Source organism: Clostridium sp. USBA 49 (assembly GCF_900167505.1).
Taxonomy (GTDB): Bacteria; Bacillota; Clostridia; order Clostridiales; family Clostridiaceae; genus Clostridium_AT; species Clostridium_AT prolinivorans.
The window spans coordinates 1-20,179 of record NZ_FUYD01000014.1 but is presented as its reverse complement, the minus strand read 5'-3'; the positions used below and the strand labels follow the sequence as shown (position 1 = coordinate 20,179).

General features: G+C 26.2%; 17 protein-coding genes. 4 read left to right on the top strand and 13 right to left on the bottom strand.

The genetic code is table 11. The annotated features are described in order from the left end of the window. Positions 1–22: 22 nt before the first annotated feature. The 6 genes from B5D11_RS10930 to B5D11_RS10905 all read right to left on the bottom strand — a co-directional run bounded on the left by B5D11_RS10930 (position 23) and on the right by B5D11_RS10905 (position 5,865). On the bottom strand, positions 23–1,813 hold the full coding sequence (locus B5D11_RS10930; protein WP_078683074.1) for an NADH-quinone oxidoreductase subunit NuoF: 1,791 nt from the start codon (positions 1,811–1,813) through the stop codon (positions 23–25). A gap of 14 nt (positions 1,814–1,827) precedes the next feature. After that, positions 1,828–2,229: a (2Fe-2S) ferredoxin domain-containing protein gene (locus tag B5D11_RS10925; protein WP_078683073.1), complete on the bottom strand. Its 402-nt coding sequence runs from the start codon at positions 2,227–2,229 to the stop codon at positions 1,828–1,830. A gap of 16 nt (positions 2,230–2,245) precedes the next feature. Continuing rightward, the gene (gene nuoE / locus B5D11_RS10920; RefSeq protein WP_242942284.1) at positions 2,246–2,749 is read right to left on the bottom strand and encodes an NADH-quinone oxidoreductase subunit NuoE; all 504 of its coding nucleotides are present in this window, start codon (positions 2,747–2,749) and stop codon (positions 2,246–2,248) included. Positions 2,750–3,003: 254 nt separating this feature from the next. Continuing rightward, positions 3,004–3,528, bottom strand: coding sequence for an HD domain-containing protein (locus B5D11_RS10915; RefSeq protein ID WP_078683071.1), 525 nt, complete (start codon positions 3,526–3,528; stop codon positions 3,004–3,006). A 74-nt stretch (positions 3,529–3,602) separates the two neighbouring features. After that, the gene (gene ubiB, locus B5D11_RS10910) at positions 3,603–5,297 is read right to left on the bottom strand and encodes a 2-polyprenylphenol 6-hydroxylase (RefSeq protein ID WP_347476948.1); all 1,695 of its coding nucleotides are present in this window, start codon (positions 5,295–5,297) and stop codon (positions 3,603–3,605) included. Between the two features lie 196 nt (positions 5,298–5,493). Next, entirely contained in the window at positions 5,494–5,865 is a 372-nt protein-coding gene (locus B5D11_RS10905) for a phasin family protein (RefSeq protein WP_078683070.1), read from the bottom strand. A 453-nt stretch (positions 5,866–6,318) separates the two neighbouring features. Here B5D11_RS10905 and B5D11_RS10900 point away from each other — a divergent pair, with 453 nt between their 5' ends. Further along, entirely contained in the window at positions 6,319–6,780 is a 462-nt protein-coding gene (locus B5D11_RS10900) for a hypothetical protein (protein ID WP_078683069.1), read from the top strand. 243 nt (positions 6,781–7,023) lie between these two features. Beyond that, a complete protein-coding gene (locus B5D11_RS10895; RefSeq protein WP_078683068.1) occupies positions 7,024–8,892 on the top strand; it encodes an LTA synthase family protein in 1,869 nt (622 codons plus the stop codon). 102 nt (positions 8,893–8,994) lie between these two features. Here the strand turns inward: B5D11_RS10895 and B5D11_RS10890 are convergent, their stop codons facing one another. The 7 genes from B5D11_RS10890 to B5D11_RS10860 all read right to left on the bottom strand — a co-directional run bounded on the left by B5D11_RS10890 (position 8,995) and on the right by B5D11_RS10860 (position 16,786). Beyond that, positions 8,995–10,344, bottom strand: coding sequence for a 6-phospho-beta-glucosidase (locus B5D11_RS10890; protein ID WP_078683067.1), 1,350 nt, complete (start codon positions 10,342–10,344; stop codon positions 8,995–8,997). A 450-nt stretch (positions 10,345–10,794) separates the two neighbouring features. Continuing rightward, positions 10,795–12,138 (bottom strand): aminotransferase-like domain-containing protein, encoded by a 1,344-nt coding sequence (locus B5D11_RS10885; protein WP_078683066.1) that lies wholly within the window; start codon positions 12,136–12,138, stop codon positions 10,795–10,797. Positions 12,139–12,555: 417 nt separating this feature from the next. Then, complete coding sequence (locus B5D11_RS10880; RefSeq protein WP_078683065.1) at positions 12,556–12,834, bottom strand: hypothetical protein; 279 nt, start codon at positions 12,832–12,834, stop codon at positions 12,556–12,558. 259 nt (positions 12,835–13,093) lie between these two features. Then, positions 13,094–14,416 carry a PTS sugar transporter subunit IIC gene (locus B5D11_RS10875; RefSeq protein ID WP_078683064.1) on the bottom strand — a complete coding sequence of 441 codons (1,323 nt, stop codon included), beginning with the start codon at positions 14,414–14,416 and terminating at the stop codon, positions 13,094–13,096. A 59-nt stretch (positions 14,417–14,475) separates the two neighbouring features. After that, a complete protein-coding gene (locus B5D11_RS10870) occupies positions 14,476–15,885 on the bottom strand; it encodes a GH1 family beta-glucosidase (protein WP_078683063.1) in 1,410 nt (469 codons plus the stop codon). Between the two features lie 151 nt (positions 15,886–16,036). Beyond that, complete coding sequence (locus tag B5D11_RS10865) at positions 16,037–16,345, bottom strand: PTS sugar transporter subunit IIB (protein WP_078683062.1); 309 nt, start codon at positions 16,343–16,345, stop codon at positions 16,037–16,039. Between the two features lie 108 nt (positions 16,346–16,453). Beyond that, the gene (locus B5D11_RS10860) at positions 16,454–16,786 is read right to left on the bottom strand and encodes a PTS lactose/cellobiose transporter subunit IIA (protein WP_078683061.1); all 333 of its coding nucleotides are present in this window, start codon (positions 16,784–16,786) and stop codon (positions 16,454–16,456) included. 461 nt (positions 16,787–17,247) lie between these two features. Between B5D11_RS10860 and B5D11_RS10855 the strand changes: the two genes are divergently transcribed. Both B5D11_RS10855 and B5D11_RS10850 read left to right on the top strand, forming a co-directional pair. Next, positions 17,248–19,917 carry a sigma 54-interacting transcriptional regulator gene (locus B5D11_RS10855; protein WP_143327702.1) on the top strand — a complete coding sequence of 890 codons (2,670 nt, stop codon included), beginning with the start codon at positions 17,248–17,250 and terminating at the stop codon, positions 19,915–19,917. A gap of 78 nt (positions 19,918–19,995) precedes the next feature. Continuing rightward, positions 19,996–20,179: transposase (locus B5D11_RS10850; protein WP_078683060.1), on the top strand; the 184-nt coding region annotated here is incomplete at its 3' end.

The window sequence follows — 20,179 nt, the reverse complement described above, 5'->3', positions numbered from 1 at the left end:
TTTCCTCCTTTTCCATGCACTATCACACTTTAATTATTGCTTTAAATTTACATATACTCATGCATAAACCGCATCTTACACAAATTTCGCTATCTATTACATGAACTTCTTTTACTTTCCCGCTTATTGCACCAGCACTGCAATTTCTAGTACAAAGTCCACAACCCTTACATTTATCTTCCAGTATTACATATTTAACAAGAGGTTTACATACTTTAGCAGGACACTTTTTATCAGTAACATGAGCTATATATTCATCTTTAAAATAATGTAAAGTGGAAAGTACTGGATTTGGAGCTGTCTGCCCAAGTCCGCATAAAGCAACATTTTTTATACCTTTCCCTAATTTTTCAAGTAATTCAATATCTTCTAAAGTACCATTACCTTGAGTTATTTTTTCTAATATCTCAAGCAGTCTTTTAGTCCCAATTCTACAAGGAGTGCATTTACCGCAAGACTCATCTTTAGTAAAATCAAGGAAGAATCTTGCTACATCAACCATACAATTATCTTCATCCATTACTATCATTCCACCTGAGCCCATCATAGAACCTAGAGCTGTTAACGTATCATACTCAATTGGTGTATCTAAATACTCTGCTGATATACATCCTCCAGAAGGTCCCCCTGTTTGAACTGCTTTAAATTCCTTAGCATTAGGAATTCCACCACCTATTTCATAAATGGTTTCTCTTAATGTTGTCCCCATTGGGATTTCAACTAACCCAGTATTTCTTATCTTACCTCCTAAAGCAAAAACCTTTGTTCCAGGACTTTTTTCAGTTCCTATACTTCTAAACCATTCAGCTCCTTTTAGTATTATTGGAACAATGTTAGCAAAAGTCTCTACATTATTTATAACTGTAGGTTTACTCCATAATCCTCTTACAGCAGGAAAAGGCGGCTTTGGCATTGGCATACCTCGTTTCCCTTCAATAGACTGCATAAGTGCAGTTTCTTCTCCACATACAAAAGCACCAGCTCCCAGTCTTATTTCTATATCAAAGTTAAAACCCGTTCCCAAAATATTATCTCCAAGAAGTCCATAATTTCTTGATTGCTCAATAGCAGTACGAAGCCTTTCTACAGCTACTGGATACTCAGCTCTTACATAAACAAAACCTTTATTTGCTCCAATTGCATAGCCTCCTATTGTCATAGCCTCAAGTACAGAATGAGGATCTCCTTCTAATACGGAACGATCCATAAAAGCTCCAGGATCTCCTTCGTCAGCATTACAAATTATGTACTTTTCAGGGCTTTGCTGCACGGCTGCAAATTCCCACTTATTACCTGTAGGAAAGCCCCCGCCTCCTCTTCCTCTTAATCCAGACTGCTTAATTGTATCTATAACTTCATTAGGCGTCATAGATGTCAAAACCTTTATAAGTGCACCATAACCATCTAAAGCAATATATTCATTAATATTTTCAGGATCTATAATTCCACAGTTTCTTAAAGCTATTCTTACCTGTTTTTTAAAAAAACTAAGTTCATTTAAATTTTTAACTCTTCCATCACCATCAGCTCTATAAATAAGCCTTTCAAGCACTTTGTTATTTATAAAATGTTCCTCTACAAGTTCTGGAATATCCTCTGCTTTTACTTTACTATAAAAAGTTCCTTCAGGATAAACTATTACTACCGGTCCAAGTTCACAAAGTCCTAAACAAGCTGTTTTTACAACTTCAATTTCATGATCTAAATTGTGCCTTTTAAGCTCTGTTTTTAAAACTTTAAATAAATTTACACAGTGAGGATCTGAGCATCCTGAGCCACCGCAAACTAATACCTGTGCACGATAAAAATCCATTTTACCACCTCCATTTAGTCATTATCTATTGTATAATCATTTAAAATTTTTCCACGAACCACATGAATTGTATAATCTTTAAGTGCAGTACCTGTAAGTACGTGGCTTGCAACTACTCTTCTTGCTTTATATGGAGACATATTTACATAAGTTACTTTTTCTTCTCCTGGCTTTATAACTTCTACAATTGGTTCCAACCTACATACTCCTATGCAACCAGTTTTAACCACTATAACATTATTTAAACCAAGTTTATTAACTTCATCCACTATTGCTTCATATACAGGCTCTGCACCAGCCGCTAACCCACAAGTTCCCATTCCTACAACTATCCTAGTTGTTTTTCTATTTGTGCCTTGGTTAACTCTTTCAAATTCAGCATTTTTTATATTTTTTATATCCTCTACAGTTTTCATAATAATTCTTCCCCCCTTAACCTAAAGCCTTAACTTCCTCTATTATTTTTATTACATCATCTGGTATAAGCTTTCCGTAAACTTTTTCATCAATCATCATAACAGGGGCAAGTCCACATCCACCTAAACATCTTGCTGCTTCTAATGTAAACATTCCATCTTTTGTTGTTTTCCCAACTTCAACTTCAAGCAGACTGCTTAGTTTATTTAATATATCCTGTGAACCTTTTACATAACATGCAGTGCCAAGACATACTTTAATAATATGTTTTCCTTTAGGTTCAAGTGTAAATTGTGAGTAAAAAGTTGCAACTCCATAAATTTCAGACATAGGAACAGATAATTCTTCAGATACTACTTGCATAGCCTCTTCTTTAATATATCCAAATAATTTTTGAATTTCATGAAGTATTGGAATAAGAGAACCCTTTATTCCTTTATATTCTTTAACAATTTCTCTAACTTTTTCTATTCTGTCATCGTCTTCATTACTACAACAGCAGCATTTTTTATCATCCAATGCCATACTCCTCCTTATTTTATTATTTTATTAATCAACAAATGCAAAATATAAAAAAATAATATAGAATTATATAAAAATATTGTTAATTTTTATATAATTCTATATTATTTGAAAAATGAATTTAAGTCAATGTTTAACTTTCAAAAAAACATATTATTGATAATATTACATTTTATGTAATATGTTATTGAAAAACAAGTAATTTAATAATTTATTTATAACTAATCTAACAATTTACTTATTTATAAATATCAATTAGATTGTTTTATATTCATTACCATCTCCTGTCCAAATTCCATTAGTGCACAGTATTTATCTGCAAAAGAAACTATAAATGATTCAATATATCTAGGTATTTTTATTGTAAGAGGCCACATATGCTTTTTTATAATATCTTTTTCTATAGGATTTAATTCACATATTTTTATAGCATTTTCAAGTGCTATATCTGGATGCCTAAATGCATGTTTTCCTTCATCTAATTTCGTAGTTCTCCAATCATATAAAAATAAATCATGGAGCATTCCCCCTCTTGCAGCAGAAATATAATCTAATCCTAATTTCTTGCATATTATATAACTGCAAAATGATACATTTAAACAATGTTCAAGACAAGTAGTAGAGTAATGGTGCCTATACTTATCCATCATTCTTACTTTTTCATCCATAAGCAAATCTTTAATATAATTTTCATATTCTTTATATATATTATTTCCTTCTAAATTGTTTTCTTCATTTTCTTTTTTTAAATTTAGCTGTAATTTTTTTATATTCATTTTTACCCCTTCTTATTTTATACATTAATTTGTCTATTAAGAATTGTGAAATTATATTTATAATTTTTTAAGTTTTATAGACGACTTGATCGTAATATTGAAATAATAAGAAATAATATTATAAGAGCTGCTATTACTAATCCTACTCTTAAAATTGTTATATTAAATAAATACATCTCTGCTCCAATATTTGCATTCATACTAGAACCTATAATAATTCCTGCAATAATAATGCTGACTGCTAAAAGAACTACACTAAATGAAAGGCGATTAAAAATTTTATCAATTCGTTTTGTAATATCTTCAATTCCTTTAATCTTAAACTGCATAGTGAAATCTTCATCTTCTATCATATCTAAAAAATTTATCATAGAAGATGGAAATTTCTTTGCTAAATTGCCATAATCCATTATACTTGTAATAATTTCTTTACCTATCTTTTCCGGTGAAAATAAAGTAAATATAAGTTTTTCTGCAATTGGCTCTGCAACTTCTAAAACACTCATATCTGGATTTAATTTTTCAACAATTCCTTCTAATGTAATAAGTGATTTTGCAAGCATTGTAAATTCACTTGGAATTACAATATTGTAAAAAAAGGCAAGATTAAAAATTTCATTAAACATCTCTCCAATTTTTATTTCACTTAAAGGAATTGATAAATATTTATCCCTTAATACATCAATATCTTTTTCAAGTTTTTTCATATTTATTCTGTTAGGTATAGCATCTAATCCTATTATTCCTTCAATAATTAATTTACTGTTTTTTAAAGTAATACCCATTAACATTTTTAAAAATTGATTTTTTCTCTGTTGATTTAATTTTCCTACCATACCTAAGTCTAAAAAAACAATTTTATTTCCTTCTAAAACCATAATATTACCCGGATGAGGGTCTCCATGAAAAAAACCATCTCTCAATATTTGATTAAATATTGAAGTTGCAAGATTATAAGCAATTTCTTTCCTATCAATACCTGCTTTATCGAATTTATCAAAATCATTTAATTTTATTCCCTCTATATATTCCATTGTTAAAACACGTTGTGTTGTATGAATCCAACTGATATTAGGAACAGATACATTTTTATCTTTGGAAAAATTGTTTTTAAATGTTTCTGCATTTTCTCCTTCAATTCTAAAATCTAATTCATTTTTAATGCTAATTTCAAATTCTTTCACCATTTTATTGAAATCATATAGTTTACCATACTTTGTATGATTATCAATAAAATATGCAATATCTTTTAATATCTTTATGTCAAGATCAATCTTTTCCTCTATATTAGGTCTTTGAACTTTTACAACCACCCGTTTACCTGAAAGAAGCTGTGCAAGATGAACTTGAGCAATAGATGCTGCTGCTAAAGATTCTTTATCAAATTTTGCATATATATTCTCAAGTTTATCTCCAAGTTCACTTTCTATAACATTTTTAACTTCTTCAAAAGGAAAAGGGGGTACAGAATCTTGTAGTTTTTCAAGTTCTTCAATTATATCCTTTGGGAGTAAATCATGTCTTGTACTAATTATTTGTCCAAGCTTTACAAAGGTAGGTCCTAATTCTTCTAATGCAAGTCTTAGCCTTTGACCTACAGTAAGCTTCATAACTTTATCTTCAACATTATTATTTAATGTTTTTTTCTTAATTTTTAAATAAGATAAAATACCTATATTATCTATTATAGCTCCAAACCCATGCTTAATAAAAACTTGTATAATTTGTCGTACTCTTTTAATATGATTATATTGACTGGCAGCAATCAAATTTTATCACAACCTATTTTTCATATTTAATTAATACATACTATTTTAAAATCTAACAAAAATTTTATTAATAAATCGCTATTTAAGCTTAGTAAAATTCTGATATTTTTACAGTATTTTGTAAAGCTTAAATAGCGAATCTTATTTATATTATATAAATTATATACTTAAAATGTATTTCCTATCAATTATTATATTATTTATTTTCCCCATTTAATTCTTTTTTTAGATTAATAATATCATCTTTTGTTGCAATATTTTGTTCATTTAATATATTTATAAGTTCTTCCCTTATAATTTTTCTTATATCTTTTTCAGAAATTAAATCTTCTTTTTTGGCTACATTCATATAATCTAATGATTCAGTAACTTCATCTTTTATTATTTTTTTAAGTTCTTCTTTTTCTTCTTCTCCCTTTTTAACTAAATCATTAACTAAATCTTTGGCATCTTTTCTTGCCACTTCACCTTTATTTACTAATTCATCTACTATTTCTTCAACTTTTTCTCTTGAATATGAGAATAGTCCGAGCCCTAAATTAATGGATTTTTCAAATATACTTGACATACAGCATCTCCCTTTCTCTTTTATTTTATACTTTTATTCAGACAATTAACTTATAAACATATAATATCATAATTACTAAATTTTATAAATAAATTTAATTGTAAATTAACAATATTAATTATTTTTTAAATTTTTTATATTTACAGAATCAATTATTTTTTAGATCTATAAATATTAATTTCCAAAGTTTAATTAAATACTTTATTAAAATAATGATATCCTTTTTTGTAAAATAAAATTTAATTGCTAAATAATATAAAAATATTTTAGTCGTAATTATTGTATTGTATCAATATTTAGAGGTTGATTGTTAATAAAATATTTTTTATTATATGTTATTTGAATTTATTTTAATAAAAAATGTTTATAAACTGTTAATAATTTCAACACATTCTTGACACATTATAAGCAAAATATAATACAGTATAAAAAATATAAAAAGGAGGAAACATTATGGTTAACAAAATTTATAAGAAAATTGCAGCACTTACATTAGTCTGTGTAACATTTATAAGTTCTACTGCTTTTGCTAGTACATCACTTAATCCTAGTGAAACAAGTAATTTACCAAAAACAGATACTCAAAAATCTTATAAAAGAGAGATAAATAAAGAATCTTTTGATAAATTCCTTACTGAGATAGGATTAACTAAAGAAGATTTAAAAAAAGGAATAGAGTCAAATAAAACTATTTTTGATTTAGCTAAAGAAAAAGGTTATACAGAAAAACAGGTTAAAGACATTCTTATAAAGAATAAAACTGATGTTATAAACAAAGCTGTTCAAGAAGGTAAACTTACTAAAGAAGAAGCCGAAAAAATGATTGAAAAATCAAAAGAAAAAACTGCAAATTGGGATGGTTCTATAAAAAAACATAAGCATAAAAATTGTGAAAATATTAAAAATAATAATTAAATATTAAATAATTATAACTACTGCCAGACATTTATTTTTTTAAACTTGTCTGGCAGTTTTTAATATTTAAAATATTCATATATTTAGGCTAAAAATATATAAATAATATATAATATAGCTTAGAGAGTTTAAATTTTAATTAATGATTTCATTTACAAAATATTTATAAAATCACAATAAAAAATACATATTATAAACACATAATTATATTTATACAATATATTTAAAATTAGGGGGAACGAAATGAAGTTTAATTTAAATTTTAATAAATTAAATTTAAAAAAAGTAAATATAAAAAATGGACTTCCTTATGTTGCTCTTTTTGTTTTATCTTTTATAACATTTTTTATATTTCAAAATACTCAATTAAATGAAGGCTTGTTTAAAACTTTAATATGGTTTGTATCAAATATAAAAATATCTATATTTAATACAATATTTATATTTTTTATTTATCTTTTAATTATATCTATTGCAGGTAATTTTACTACAGGTTTTATTATAGGATTTATAGTTTTTTTAATATTTAATTTTGCAAACAGCCAAAAATTATCAATATTAGGAGAGCCTATTTATCCTGTTGATTTTTATCAGGTTTTAGAAATAAAATCTTTGTTTAAATTTGTAAAAGGAAGTTTTTCATTATCTTTTTTAATTATTTTCTTTGTGCTATTGTTTGCTTTTGTAAAAGCAATAAAAAAACTTCCAAGGATATCTTTAAGTTTAAAAAATAGAGTTATTTCTATTATTTTGTCTGGTTTTATGCTTTATTCATACTTAAATTTTAGCAATAGCTTTTTAAATAATATTTTATCTAAAGCTGGAGTAACTATTGTTTTTTGGAATCAGCCAGTGAATTATTCTACAAATGGATTTATGATTGCTCTTTTATCAAATCTTCAAAATGATATAATGGCAATGCCTGAGAATTATACTGAAGAAAATGTTAATAAAATAGCTTTAAAATATAAAGAAAAGGCTGAAGAAATAAATAAAGACAGAAATATTTCTTCAAGCGAAAATCCAAATATAGTTTTTGTTATGGATGAATCTTTTTGGGATCCAACCAAACTTACAAATTTAAAATTCAGCGATGATCCTATGAAAAATATACGTGAAATAATGTCTAATTCTTCATCTGGAGCATTGCTTTCACCTAGTTTTGGAGGGTGTACTGCTAATGTAGAGTTTGAAGCTCTTACTGGTTTTTCAATGTATAATCTTTTTCCAGGTACTGTACCTTTTCAGCAAGGTTTTCAAAAGGATACAAAAATACCATCTATAGCAAGTATTCTAAAAAATGATAATTATGATACTTTAGCTATTCATCCTTATAATAAAATATTTTATAAGCGCTCTAAAGTTTATCCTCTTATAGGATTTGATTATTTTACAAGTGAAGAAAATATACGTTATAAAGATAGACTTACTAAAGATTCTTATATTTCTGACCAATCTGTTGTAAATGAAATATTAGATGTATTAAACGAAAAAAATAATCCTCAATTTATTCATGCTGTTACTATGCAAAATCATCTTCCTATAACAGATGGTAAACATGGTGAAAATTCAATATCTATTTCTGGATTAAATGAAGAAGATGCTAAAGAATTAGAAACTTATTCTGAAGGAATAAAGCAATCAGATATAGCAATAAAAAATTTAATTGACGGTGTATCAAAATTAAAAGAGCCTACTATTGTAGTATTTTGGGGAGATCATCTTCCATCACTATCTAACTCAATATATGAAGATTCTAAGTATTTAGGAGATGATGAGTCTTTAAATGAAAGGAAACTATCTGAAACTCCTTTGTTTATATATTCAAACTACAACTTAAAAAAAGAGAATTTAAAAACTATAAGTCCTGCTTTTTTAGGAGTAACTTTATTTGATATTTTAAATAAGCCTTTAACACCTTATTATGCAATGCTTGAAGATATAAAATCTCAAGTACCAGGGCTTAAATCATCTGTTCTTATAGATTCTAATAGCAATATAAAGAAAGATTTAAGCGATGATGAAAAAGAATTAATTGAAGAATATAAATTAATTCAATACGATTTACTTTTAGGGAAACAATATTCCTTACCTTTAATGTTTGAAAAATAAATTAAAAAGCTGTGCATAAATTAAAATATTTTTTATGCACAGCTTTTATTTACAAAATTATATAAATATTAATTTTGTTTTACTTTTATTTAATTAAATTTTTTATTTTAGTTCTCCATTTTCAATTTTTTCTATAACTTCTTTAAATTGTGGAAGATGTTTTTTATGTGCTATAAGCATTTCATTTAATAATGTTCTTGCAATTTTTCCACTAGGAATTAATGGATTAATTGTAAAAGCTTGAAGTGCCTTGCCATAATCACCTGTAACTGCGGCTTCAATAGTAACTTCTTCCATAGCTTTCATAAGTTGAACCATTCCTCGCATAGCTGGTTTAAATTTACCAAATGTAATTGGTTTTGGACCAGATGCAGTAATTATACTGCTTACTTCTACTACGCAGTCATATGGTAAATCAGCTAATGCACCATTATTTCTTGTGCTAACTACCATATCAGTTCTTTTATCATTAAAAATTGAACATATTAATTCACAAGCAGCATCAGAATAATGAGCTCCTCCACGTTTAGATAGCTGCTCAGGTTTTACTTTTAAATCTGGATTTTTATATAATTCAAATAATTCTTCCTCTAATTTCTTTACTGTTTCAGCACGAGTTTGATTTTTTTCAAATTCTTTTAATTCTTCCTTTAACATATCATCAGTTAAATAATAATATCTATGATAGCCGCATGGAAGCATTCCAAGGTCTTTAATCTGTTCTTCAAAGAATGGTTCAAAATGAATATTTTCTAATTCACTTTCTTTCATTGAAAACATTTTCTCCATAACTATTGGAGTTAAATCGGTTCCATCTTTATCATAAATTTTATGCCAATGATGATGATTAAGCCCTGCATATTGAAAGTATAATTCATCAGGATTTTTCCCAATTAAACTTGATTCTCGAATATTATGTCCTATAGGAACATTGCAAAGTCCAACTACTTTTTCAAAATTACCATATTTTAATACTGCTTCAGTTACCATTCCTGATGGATTTGTGAAATTTACAAGCCATGCATTAGGACATAATTCTTTCATGTCTTTAACTATATCTAAAATTACAGGTATAGTTCTAAATGCTTTAAATATTCCTCCAGCACCATTTGTTTCTTGTCCCAATATTCCATGACTTAAAGGAATTCTTTCATCTTTTATTCTTGCATCTAAAAGTCCAACACGAAATTGTGTAGTTACAAAATCTGCATTTTCTAAAGCTGCTCTTCTATCGAGTGTTAAATGTATTTCCCAATCTAATCCTGCATTTTCAACCATACGTTTAGCAAGATTACCTACAATTTCAAGCTTTTCCTTTCCTTCTTCAATATCTACAAGCCAGATTTCTTTTATTGGAAGTTGATCCTTCCTTAAAATAAAGCCTTCGATTAATTCAGGAGTATAGCTTGAACCTCCTCCAATAGTAGCAATTTTAATTCCTTTTTTCCCCATAGTAACCTCCTACAAATAAATTTTTAGTATATAAAAATTATTACATTTATATACTAAAAAATTTTTTAATAAGGTATATATAATTAATTATTTCTACCTTACAATAACAATTATATATCCACAAAAAAAGTATCTCAATCACAATAACTTCAAACTGTATTGGCACAGTTTAAATAGTGCAAATTATAATGTATTGTAAAAATTTTTAATATGATTATAATTTATTTATATAAATAAATTATTTTTAAAATTATTAATTAAAACAAAGCGAGGTAAATAAAAATGAAATTTAAATCATGGAACTTTAATTTAATATTAGCTATAATTTTCTTATTTATTGCTCTAACAAGATTTTTAGTTAAAGATACTATTGGAGTGATAATATTTATATTTATAGCAATATTATTTTTTATTACAAGTTTTACTAATAATAAAATTCAAAAATAACAATTAAAATTTTTTATATTTTTCAATCTCTTTAATAATAATTTGTAATCCTTTATCTATATCTTCTATTTTTGAATTAGCAATACTTAACCTTATTCCTTTTTTATAAAAAGATTCATTTAAAAAAAATCTATTTCCTAAAGTTACAATTACATTTTGTTTTTTTAGATTTTCTACAAATATATATTCATTTATATAATCAGGCAAATAAATATAAGAATAAAATCCATTTTTACCACCTGTACAATTAATACCACATTTTTTTAATATAGAAAAATAATTTGCTAAATATTTTTGCTTTTCTTCAAGTTCTTTTTTAACAGCTAATACATGCTTTTTTAAAATATTACTTCTTATATAAATTTCTAGTGTTGCCTGAGATATTAAAGATGCTGAAAAATAAGAATAATAATAAGAAACATGACTATATTCTTTAAATAAATTTATCATATTATCAGGAATAACTATTAACCCTATTCTTATCCATGGTAATATTTTAGAAAAGCTTTTTAAATAAAAATGATGCAAACGATCTGAATAAGTAAATATGGGATCGTATTTATTATCAGAAGAAATATCTGCAAAATAATCATCTTCAACAATATAAACGTCATATTTGCTTGCAAGCTTTGCTATCTTTTGTCTTTGATATTTATTATAATTAACACCTAATGGGCTATGGTTACGGGGTACAGTATAAAAAAACTTAATATTTTCATTTTTGAAAAGGTATTCTAACTTATCTAAATCTATTCCGTTTTTATCTCTTTCTATTCCTATAACTTTTGCTCCTATAAATTTTAAAAAATTTATGAAATGACTATAAGTAGGCTGCTCTATTAAAATTAAATCTTTACCATTTGGGAACGGCATTTGTGTTAATATACTTAAAGCCTGCTGAATTCCTAAATTTACAAATATATTGTCAGGGGAAGTAAATACTTGAAAATCTGCTAAATATTTAGGCAATATATTGCGTAAAGAATCCACTCCATATTCTGTATTATTTAATGAATTATTTTTATAAATATCAACGGCTCTATCAAGACAATGCTTAAGATCTGGAGTATTCATATTGCCGATAATAGGATTGCCACTACGAAAATCTATTGTTTTAAAATCATTTTCTATATTATTATTTATAATTTTTTCAACTATATAATATCCACTTTGTGGTATTGAATAAATTATATGATTATTTTTTAAAACTTCATAAGCTTTAACAACAGTGTTTTTAGAACATTTATATTTATCGCTTAATTCTCTTACTGAAGGTAATTTTTTACCAGGTTTATATATTCCTTTTACTATATCTTTTTTTATTTCATCAATTATTTTTTCATACATAGTTCTATCCCCTAGTTTTTATTTTAAATAATTTATTAAATAAACTGTAAACTAACTTTAAGTATACAATTTTAGTATGAAAATAAACCTTTCCTGCTTAAAATTTTTTATTGTATAAAAATCTTATAATAAATTCTTAATAAAAATAATTTTTATTACAATTACAATTATATATTATGAAATATAAACATACACAAAAAAAGTAAAAAAATATCTATAAGAAACATTTAATAACTTTAAATTTCTTAAACATATTTTTTTACTTTTTATATAATGATTATCTCACAAAAATTATTTTTTCTTAGAATTAACCACTATATTTTTAAATAAATCAATAATAAATATACTACTCATTGTGTAATGGAAATTTATTTACAATTTATTGTGGTTTAATAGTATAATTTATATGGTTTGTAATTATCTGCTTAATCTTTTTATAAATTCATTAACATCTTTTATAGATAATATTTCATTTTTAGATAAAGCTCTATCTACTGTTTGTGTATTCAATTTTACTTTAATATTTACAGGCTGTGGTCCACCATTTTTCTCTAGTTCTTTTAAAAATAAATTATATTTTTCTTGCTCTGATCCGTTAAAACCACAGTCTTCATAAGTAATAAAATTAGATGCTGCTGTATATTTTATATTAAAATTATCACTACTTCCATTAACATTTAATTTAAACAACTTCATTTTAAACTCTCTCCTTCTATAATACTTAATTATATTTAGTGTACTAAATAATTTGAATAAATATATTTAGTTCTATTTTGACATACATTAAATAATAATTTTATAAATTTTAGTCTTTTAAACACTCTAAAATTGTATTAATTCTTTATCTATTTTTTATTAAAAATTTTAAATTTAAATATTAACCCAATATTTTATAAAATATTGGGTTAATATCATAAATTTTATAATTATATTAAAGTTTTTATTATTGTTTTTATTATTCTGCTGATCCTTCTTGTTCTATTTTTAAGTTAATTGCATCTTGTTTCTTAAAGAATGGGAAATATGCTATTGTAGACCAAGCCATTATTATAATTTGCCATAATGCACCTTTCCAACCTTGAAGAATAAATCCTGATATTATTGGTGGAGTTGTCCAAGGTACTGTTACAGCTGAAAATGGATGTAAAAATCCTATTTTCATGGCAAAATATGTTGCTATAGCTGATACAAGTGGAACTAATACAAATGGTATAAACATAAAAGGGTTCATTACTATAGGGAATCCAAATGTAACTGGTTCATTTATATTAAATATACCCGGCCATATAGCTAATTTTCCTAAAGTTTTTGACTGAGAAGATTTTCCTGCTAAAATCATTGCAATTACAAGCCCTATAGTAAGTCCAGATCCTGTAACTGTAACAAATAATGATTGAAATTGTTCAGTAATAATATGTGCTCCATTTTGTAAAGTTAATGCCTTTCCACTATCAAGTATAGCTTGATTAGCAAGCATATTTGCTTGATATATAGGAGTCATAACTCCACCTACAATTGTAGCTCCGTGTACACCAAACCACCATAAGAATGGAATTAATGCACCCATAATAAATACTCCAAACAATGAATCTGTAACGCCTTGTAGAGGTGTTTGTAATACCTTAAATATCCATTCTGCAAAAGTAGTCTTAAATACAACTGAGAAGAATATATTTATAATTAATAATGCTGTAAATATTACTAATGCTGGTATAAGAGCAATAAATTGATTTGCAACACCTTGTGGAACTCCTTCAGGCATTTTAATTGTAATTTTTTTAGTTAAGAATAAGGAGTATACATAACCAACAAGTAATCCCAAAATTATAGAAAGTACCATTCCTTGTCCACCAAGCCAGCTTGCAGGTAAAACACCACTTACAGTAATTGGCTTGTTATCTGCTCCTATTGCAGTAACTGTTCCTGGAATAACAATTGCCAATGAACATAAAGCAATTACTGCTGCAGGTAAACCTTCATGTCCCTCATTTTTTGTATAAGTATAAGCTATACCCATAACAGCTGCTAAAGCCATAAGTGCAAATGAACCATTGTAAATTTTTAGTAATGGTGCTGTCCAATTTTGTCCGAAAATACTTGCCATCCAATCATTAAATGGTTGATAAGGTATTTGCGCCAAAAGTAAGAATATTGATCCTACTAAGCTTAAAGGCATTGTGTATAGTATACCATCTTTCAAAGCAATAATTGCTTTTGTATTAACAAATCGCATTATGGCAGGTACTAATTTATCTGTTAATTTTGTTTGTTCTGACATATTTACAGGCCTCCTTAAAATTTATTACAAATTTTTATTTTACTTAATTTATTACTGTATTAAATATTTTCTCCTCTTTCTTTGATAACCTTTTTATACCAATAACCAGATAATTTTATCTTTCTTTTTAAATTATTTTTATGATCTACATAAATAAATCCATATTGTTTTTTGTATCCATTTAACCAGCTTAGTAAATCAATTGCTGACCAAGCATAATAGCCTTTAATATTTATGCCTTCTTTAATAGCATTCTTAACAGCTCTTAAATGAGTTTCTATATATTTTATTCTAGGTACATCAACTATCTCACCATCAATAATAGGATCTTCGTCTCCTAATCCATTTTCTGTAATATATATTTTTATGTCTCCATAATCTTTTTTCAACATTTTTAAACCTTCAAGAAAAGCATCTGGAGCAATCTCCCATCCCCATTTAGTGTAAACTTTATCATCAAGCTTAATTGTTTTATAAAATCCATCAAAAGATGCATTTCCTGGTGCTCCAGTAAAATTTTCTCTAGTTTTTTGTGTATTTTCATCTTCTTTATGATTTTTTATAACTCTTTGAGGCTGATAATAATTTAATCCAATAAAATCATTATTTACAGCAGAACTCTTAATAATATTTAATTCTTCATCTGTCCAATCAGGAGTCCATCCTTTTTCTTTTATTTGTTTAACAACATATTCAGGATATTCTCCTTTAAGTACAGGATCATAAAACCAAGCAATATTATATTGATTAGCATGATATGCTGCAATTTTATTCTCTTCATTATCATCTGCACTAAAAGCTGGTGAAAATACATGAGTAATACCTATTTCTCCAAATTGTCTTAAATTTTTATAATTTTGTACAGCTTTTGCATGTGCAAGTAATACATTATGTGTTGCTTCAAAGTATTTTTTTACATCATATTTTATTCCTGGTGGATGAGCCCCTGCTATATACCCTAATGAAGTAAATACTATTGTTTCATTAAAAGTAATCCAATGTTTAACTCTATCTCCAAAAGCGTTAAAACATACATTGGCATATTTTACAAATGCATCTACGGTTCTTTTATTGGTCCACCCTCCACATTCTTCTAAAACTTGTGGTAAATCCCAATGATATAATGTAACAAAAGGAACAATTCCATATTTTAAACATTCATCTATTAAATTGTTATAAAACTCTATTCCTTTTTCATTGACTTTTCCATCTCCATCTGGAATTATCCTTGGCCATGAAATTGAAAATCTATACGATTCCAATCCTATTTGAGCCATTAATTTAATATCTTCTTTATATCTGTGGTAATGATCTACAGATACATCTCCATTTGTATTTTCATATGTTTTGCCAGGTATTTTTGAAAATACATCCCAATTAGAAATACCTTTTCCATCTTCATTCCATGCACCTTCCACTTGATAAGAAGCTGAAGCTGCTCCAAATAAAAAATCGTGTGGAAACTTCATTCAATCAACTCCCTGTATTTATAACTCTTATATTAATTTTAATTTGAATTATTATTATATTTTATATATAATTTATATTGAGTACCTCATTTGTTTATTTTTATAAGTATTTGCCTAAACACTTTTAGTATTAGCACATGGGGTACTCATATTATTTTCCTGCTAATTTTAATGCTAAATTTAAAACTTTTTCTCCATTCATCATTCCATAATCTACCATAGGTATTACTTCTACTGGTATTCCTTTTTCTCCACATATTTTCTTTGCCTTTGGTAATGTATACCCAACTTGTGGTCCAAGAAGTACGACATCTACACCATCTAAACTTTTAGCCATAGCATTTTCTGGCAATGCATCAATATCTGCCTCAATTCCTTTCTCTTGAGCAGCTTTTTTCATTTTGTTTACTAATACACTAGTAGACATTCCTGCAGCACAAAATAATCTAATTTTTATCATAAAAAACTCCTCCTTTAAATAATTAAATAATATTTTAATTTTTAAATTATTTATTACATTAATTATTGATTTTAATATTTTACTTAAATTTAAAATTATTAATTATATCTAGTTGTTAATTTTAGTTAATATTTGATTAATTGTTTTTTTAAGTTCAATAATTTGTTCAATTAAATTTTTTTCTGTTATAGTTGTCATTAAATGGTCTTGAGAATGAACAAATAAAACTGAAAACTCAATTTTTTCACCGTTAGCTTCTTTTTGAATTAATGATGTTTGAGCATTATGTGCTACTTCAAGTGCTTCTTCAGATTTTTTCATTTCCTCTTCTGCACCAGCATAATCCCCATCATTCACCTTTCTTAAAGCCTCATATGCATGTGTTTTTGCATCTCCAGCATTAATTATAATATTCATAATCATTAATTCCATCTCACTCATTTAAGTCACCTCCTGAATTAGTCTAGTAATTTATTTTTATGTTTTCACTATATTATTTAGCAAAAACTATGCCAAACACTAAATATTTATTAATTTGTGTTTTATATTTCTGCTTATTTAATACAGCAATTATTATGCCAAAACTCTAATTATTATAATTTTCATTATGATTACTCTAATAATCGCAATGAATTTTATTGAAATTATACTATTTAAGGCTATATAAAAATTGTATTTTAAATTTTTATTTATTAATAATAATTGCATTGTTTTTATAACGTTTACAATGGCTCTGTTGTGTTTAAATATAATTACATTAGTGTTTATATTAATTTGCTGAAAAATCAAAAAAAATAATAGTGTTTATTTTTTTAAACACTGTGATTTTAAACGTTATTAATGTATAATATATATATAATTTTGATTAGTTTGAAAATTCAATCGAAAGGAGGAAAGGCTCTTTGAAAAATAGTGAAATTATATATAATAAGCTTTTAGAACTTAATGATGGTAAAGGAATAGATGCTCAAACATTAGCTTCTATTTTAGGTATGAGCAGAGCTAATGTTAGCCATGAATTAAATAAGCTTTATAAAGAAGGAAAAGTTCAAAAATCTTCTACCCGTCCAGTACTATTTTGGGCTGCAAATAATATACTTTGTAAAAATAAAGAAAGTAAACTTGATCTATTGGTTAAAAATAATATGAGTTTAAGACAAGCTGTAGAGCAAATGAAGGCAGCTATATTATATCCCCCAAAAGGTATTCCTTCTTTAATTTTAGGAGATACAGGTGTTGGTAAATCAATGCTTGCTTCATTAATGTATGAGTATGCCGTAGAAATGAATGTAAGAGAAGAAAATTCACCATTTATAGTTTTTAATTGTGCCGATTACAGCAATAACCCTCAGCTGCTTACTTCTCAGCTTTTTGGCGTAAAAAAAGGAGCTTATACGGGAGCAGAAACGGATAGAATTGGTTTACTTGAAAAAGCTAATGGTGGTATTTTATTCTTAGACGAAGTTCATAGACTCCCTCCTGAAGGACAAGAAATACTTTTTACATTTCTTGATACCGGTTGTTTTAGACGTATGGGAGATTATGAAACTAGAAAATCAGATGTTCTTATTATTTGTGCTACAACTGAAGATCCAAGTTCAGCCTTGCTTAAAACATTCACAAGAAGAATCCCAATGATAATAAAAATTCCATCTTTAAAACAAAGATCATTAGAAGAAAGACTTTATTTAATTAAAAATTTTTTTAAAGTAAAAAGTCAAAAAATAAATAGAGATATATATGTGTCTTTAAACAGTATGAGAGCCCTTTTATCTTATGATTGTCCAAATAATGTAGGTCAGTTAAAAAGTGATATTCAACTTATTTGTGCTAAAGCTTATTCTGAATTTCTTACAAATATCAGATCTGATGTAAGAATACACAGCGGCAGTCTTCCATCTTATATTAGAGAAGGACTTTATAAGGAAAAAGAACATAGAATTTTATGGAACAAATTAGTTGGTGAAGAAATAGAATATTTTAAGTTCTCAAAATCTATGGAATATGACGAAAACTTAGAATCTGAAGATAACGGAATTTATAAAATTATTGAAACAAAACTTGAAAATTTAAAATCTAAAGGTATATCAAATATTGCTATAGAAAATATATTAGAAAAAGATATAACAAAATATTTTGTAAAGCATATCAGTGGAATTTCTGAAGAAATAAACAGGAAAAATTTACTAAGCATTGTTGGCGAAGAAGCTTTAGCATGTATTGATAAGGTTGTATATTATGTAACTTCTCAGTTAAAAAGAAATCTTAGTAATAATACTTATACTGCTTTAGCTCTTCATATAAATACTCTTATAAAAAGAATAAATAGTAATAAAACTATAACTAATCCTCAATTATATAAAATTAAAGAACTATACCCTGAAGAATTTAAGATAGCTGTTAAAGCTAAAGAAATTATTGAAAAATATATACATCATACAATACCTGAAGATGAAGCTGGATATTTAACAATATTTTTATTACCTGAAGAACAGCATAACATTAATAATAAAAATAAAGTTAAAATAATACTTATAGCTCATGGTGAATCTACTGCAACATCCATGGCAAATGTAGCTAATGAACTTTTGGGAGAAAATTATGTTATAGGTGTCAACTCACCAATAGATGAAAGCCCAGTAGTTATTCTTGAAAAAACCAAAAAAATTATATCTGAAGATATTAATAGTAGTGGATATCTTTTTCTTGTTGACATGGGCTCTTTAACTACTTTTGGTGAAACTATAAGTCAAGAATTTAATGTTCCTGTAAAAGTAATACCTCTTGTTTCAACATTACATGTATTGGAGGCTGCAAGAAAAGCTCTTTTAGGTCTTTCATTAGATGATATTTATAATGAAGTATTGCAAGTAAATTCATATTTTGAAAAAAATAGAATTATTAAAGAAGCTAATACTCATAACTCTAAAGTAGTTATAATAACAGCATGTTTAACTGGACAAGGTGGTTCTTTAGCAATTAAAAGTTTTTTAAATAATAATCTTAAATATGATAAAGATTTATTTGAAATAATTGCTTTAAATTGTTTAGACAGAAATTATTTTAAACAAAAACTAAATGAAATTTTAAAAGAAAAAGAAATTTTATTTATAGTATCTTCTTTCCCAATAGATATAGATATTAAACAATATAATATGTATGATGTACTTAATATGAAAGTTTTAGATTCACTTCAAGAAAGTATAGATATAAAAACTACACTTTTAAAAATGCCTATAATAATACAAGAAAATATTGATAATTTTGATGGAATTGAGCTTTATAATGATATTATAATTTTTTTAAAACGTTTAGAGGAAACCTTATCTTTAAAGTTAAAAGATGAAAGTTTAATTGGTATAATTTTGCATTTAGCTTTTATGTTAAGTAGGTTAAAAAAAGGCGATGCATCAATAGAATATCCTGATAAAGATAGTTATATATCACAAAACAAAGAAATATATTATATAGTTAAAGAAAACTTTTCATTTTTATGTAATAAATATCTTATAAATATATCTGATGATGAAATTTGTTATATAATAAACGAGCCTGCAAAAAATTTTGTGTAAACTGAATAAAAAGCACTCTTTCTTGGCAAGAATTTGGATAGATAATATACCAAATATTTACAAGAAGGAGTGTTTTTTATGTCGAATATTTCTAAAGAAATTTTAAGAAATTATGTTAATGAGCAGAACTTTAAAAGTCCTAATGATGTTTTAGATGCTATGAAAGAATTATTTAAAGAGGTACTGCAAGAAGCATTAGAAGCAGAAATGGATACACAGCTTGGATATGACAAGTATGATGTTACTGAAAAACAAACCTCAA

Bases quoted from the DNA above. Each gene is read 5' to 3' on its own strand.
- B5D11_RS10930 (WP_078683074.1), bottom strand. From the start codon at position 1,813: ATGGATTTTTATCGTGCACAGGTATTAGTTTGCGGTGGCTCAGGATGC.
- B5D11_RS10925 (WP_078683073.1), bottom strand. From the start codon at position 2,229: ATGAAAACTGTAGAGGATATAAAAAATATAAAAAATGCTGAATTTGAA.
- B5D11_RS10915 (WP_078683071.1), bottom strand. From the start codon at position 3,528: ATGAATATAAAAAAATTACAGCTAAATTTAAAAAAAGAAAATGAAGAA.
- B5D11_RS10905 (WP_078683070.1), bottom strand. From the start codon at position 5,865: ATGTCAAGTATATTTGAAAAATCCATTAATTTAGGGCTCGGACTATTC.
- B5D11_RS10900 (WP_078683069.1), top strand. From the start codon at position 6,319: ATGGTTAACAAAATTTATAAGAAAATTGCAGCACTTACATTAGTCTGT.
- B5D11_RS10895 (WP_078683068.1), top strand. From the start codon at position 7,024: ATGAAGTTTAATTTAAATTTTAATAAATTAAATTTAAAAAAAGTAAAT.
- B5D11_RS10890 (WP_078683067.1), bottom strand. From the start codon at position 10,344: ATGGGGAAAAAAGGAATTAAAATTGCTACTATTGGAGGAGGTTCAAGC.
- B5D11_RS10885 (WP_078683066.1), bottom strand. From the start codon at position 12,138: ATGTATGAAAAAATAATTGATGAAATAAAAAAAGATATAGTAAAAGGA.
- B5D11_RS10880 (WP_078683065.1), bottom strand. From the start codon at position 12,834: ATGAAGTTGTTTAAATTAAATGTTAATGGAAGTAGTGATAATTTTAAT.
- B5D11_RS10875 (WP_078683064.1), bottom strand. From the start codon at position 14,416: ATGTCAGAACAAACAAAATTAACAGATAAATTAGTACCTGCCATAATG.
- B5D11_RS10870 (WP_078683063.1), bottom strand. From the start codon at position 15,885: ATGAAGTTTCCACACGATTTTTTATTTGGAGCAGCTTCAGCTTCTTAT.
- B5D11_RS10865 (WP_078683062.1), bottom strand. From the start codon at position 16,345: ATGATAAAAATTAGATTATTTTGTGCTGCAGGAATGTCTACTAGTGTA.
- B5D11_RS10860 (WP_078683061.1), bottom strand. From the start codon at position 16,786: ATGAGTGAGATGGAATTAATGATTATGAATATTATAATTAATGCTGGA.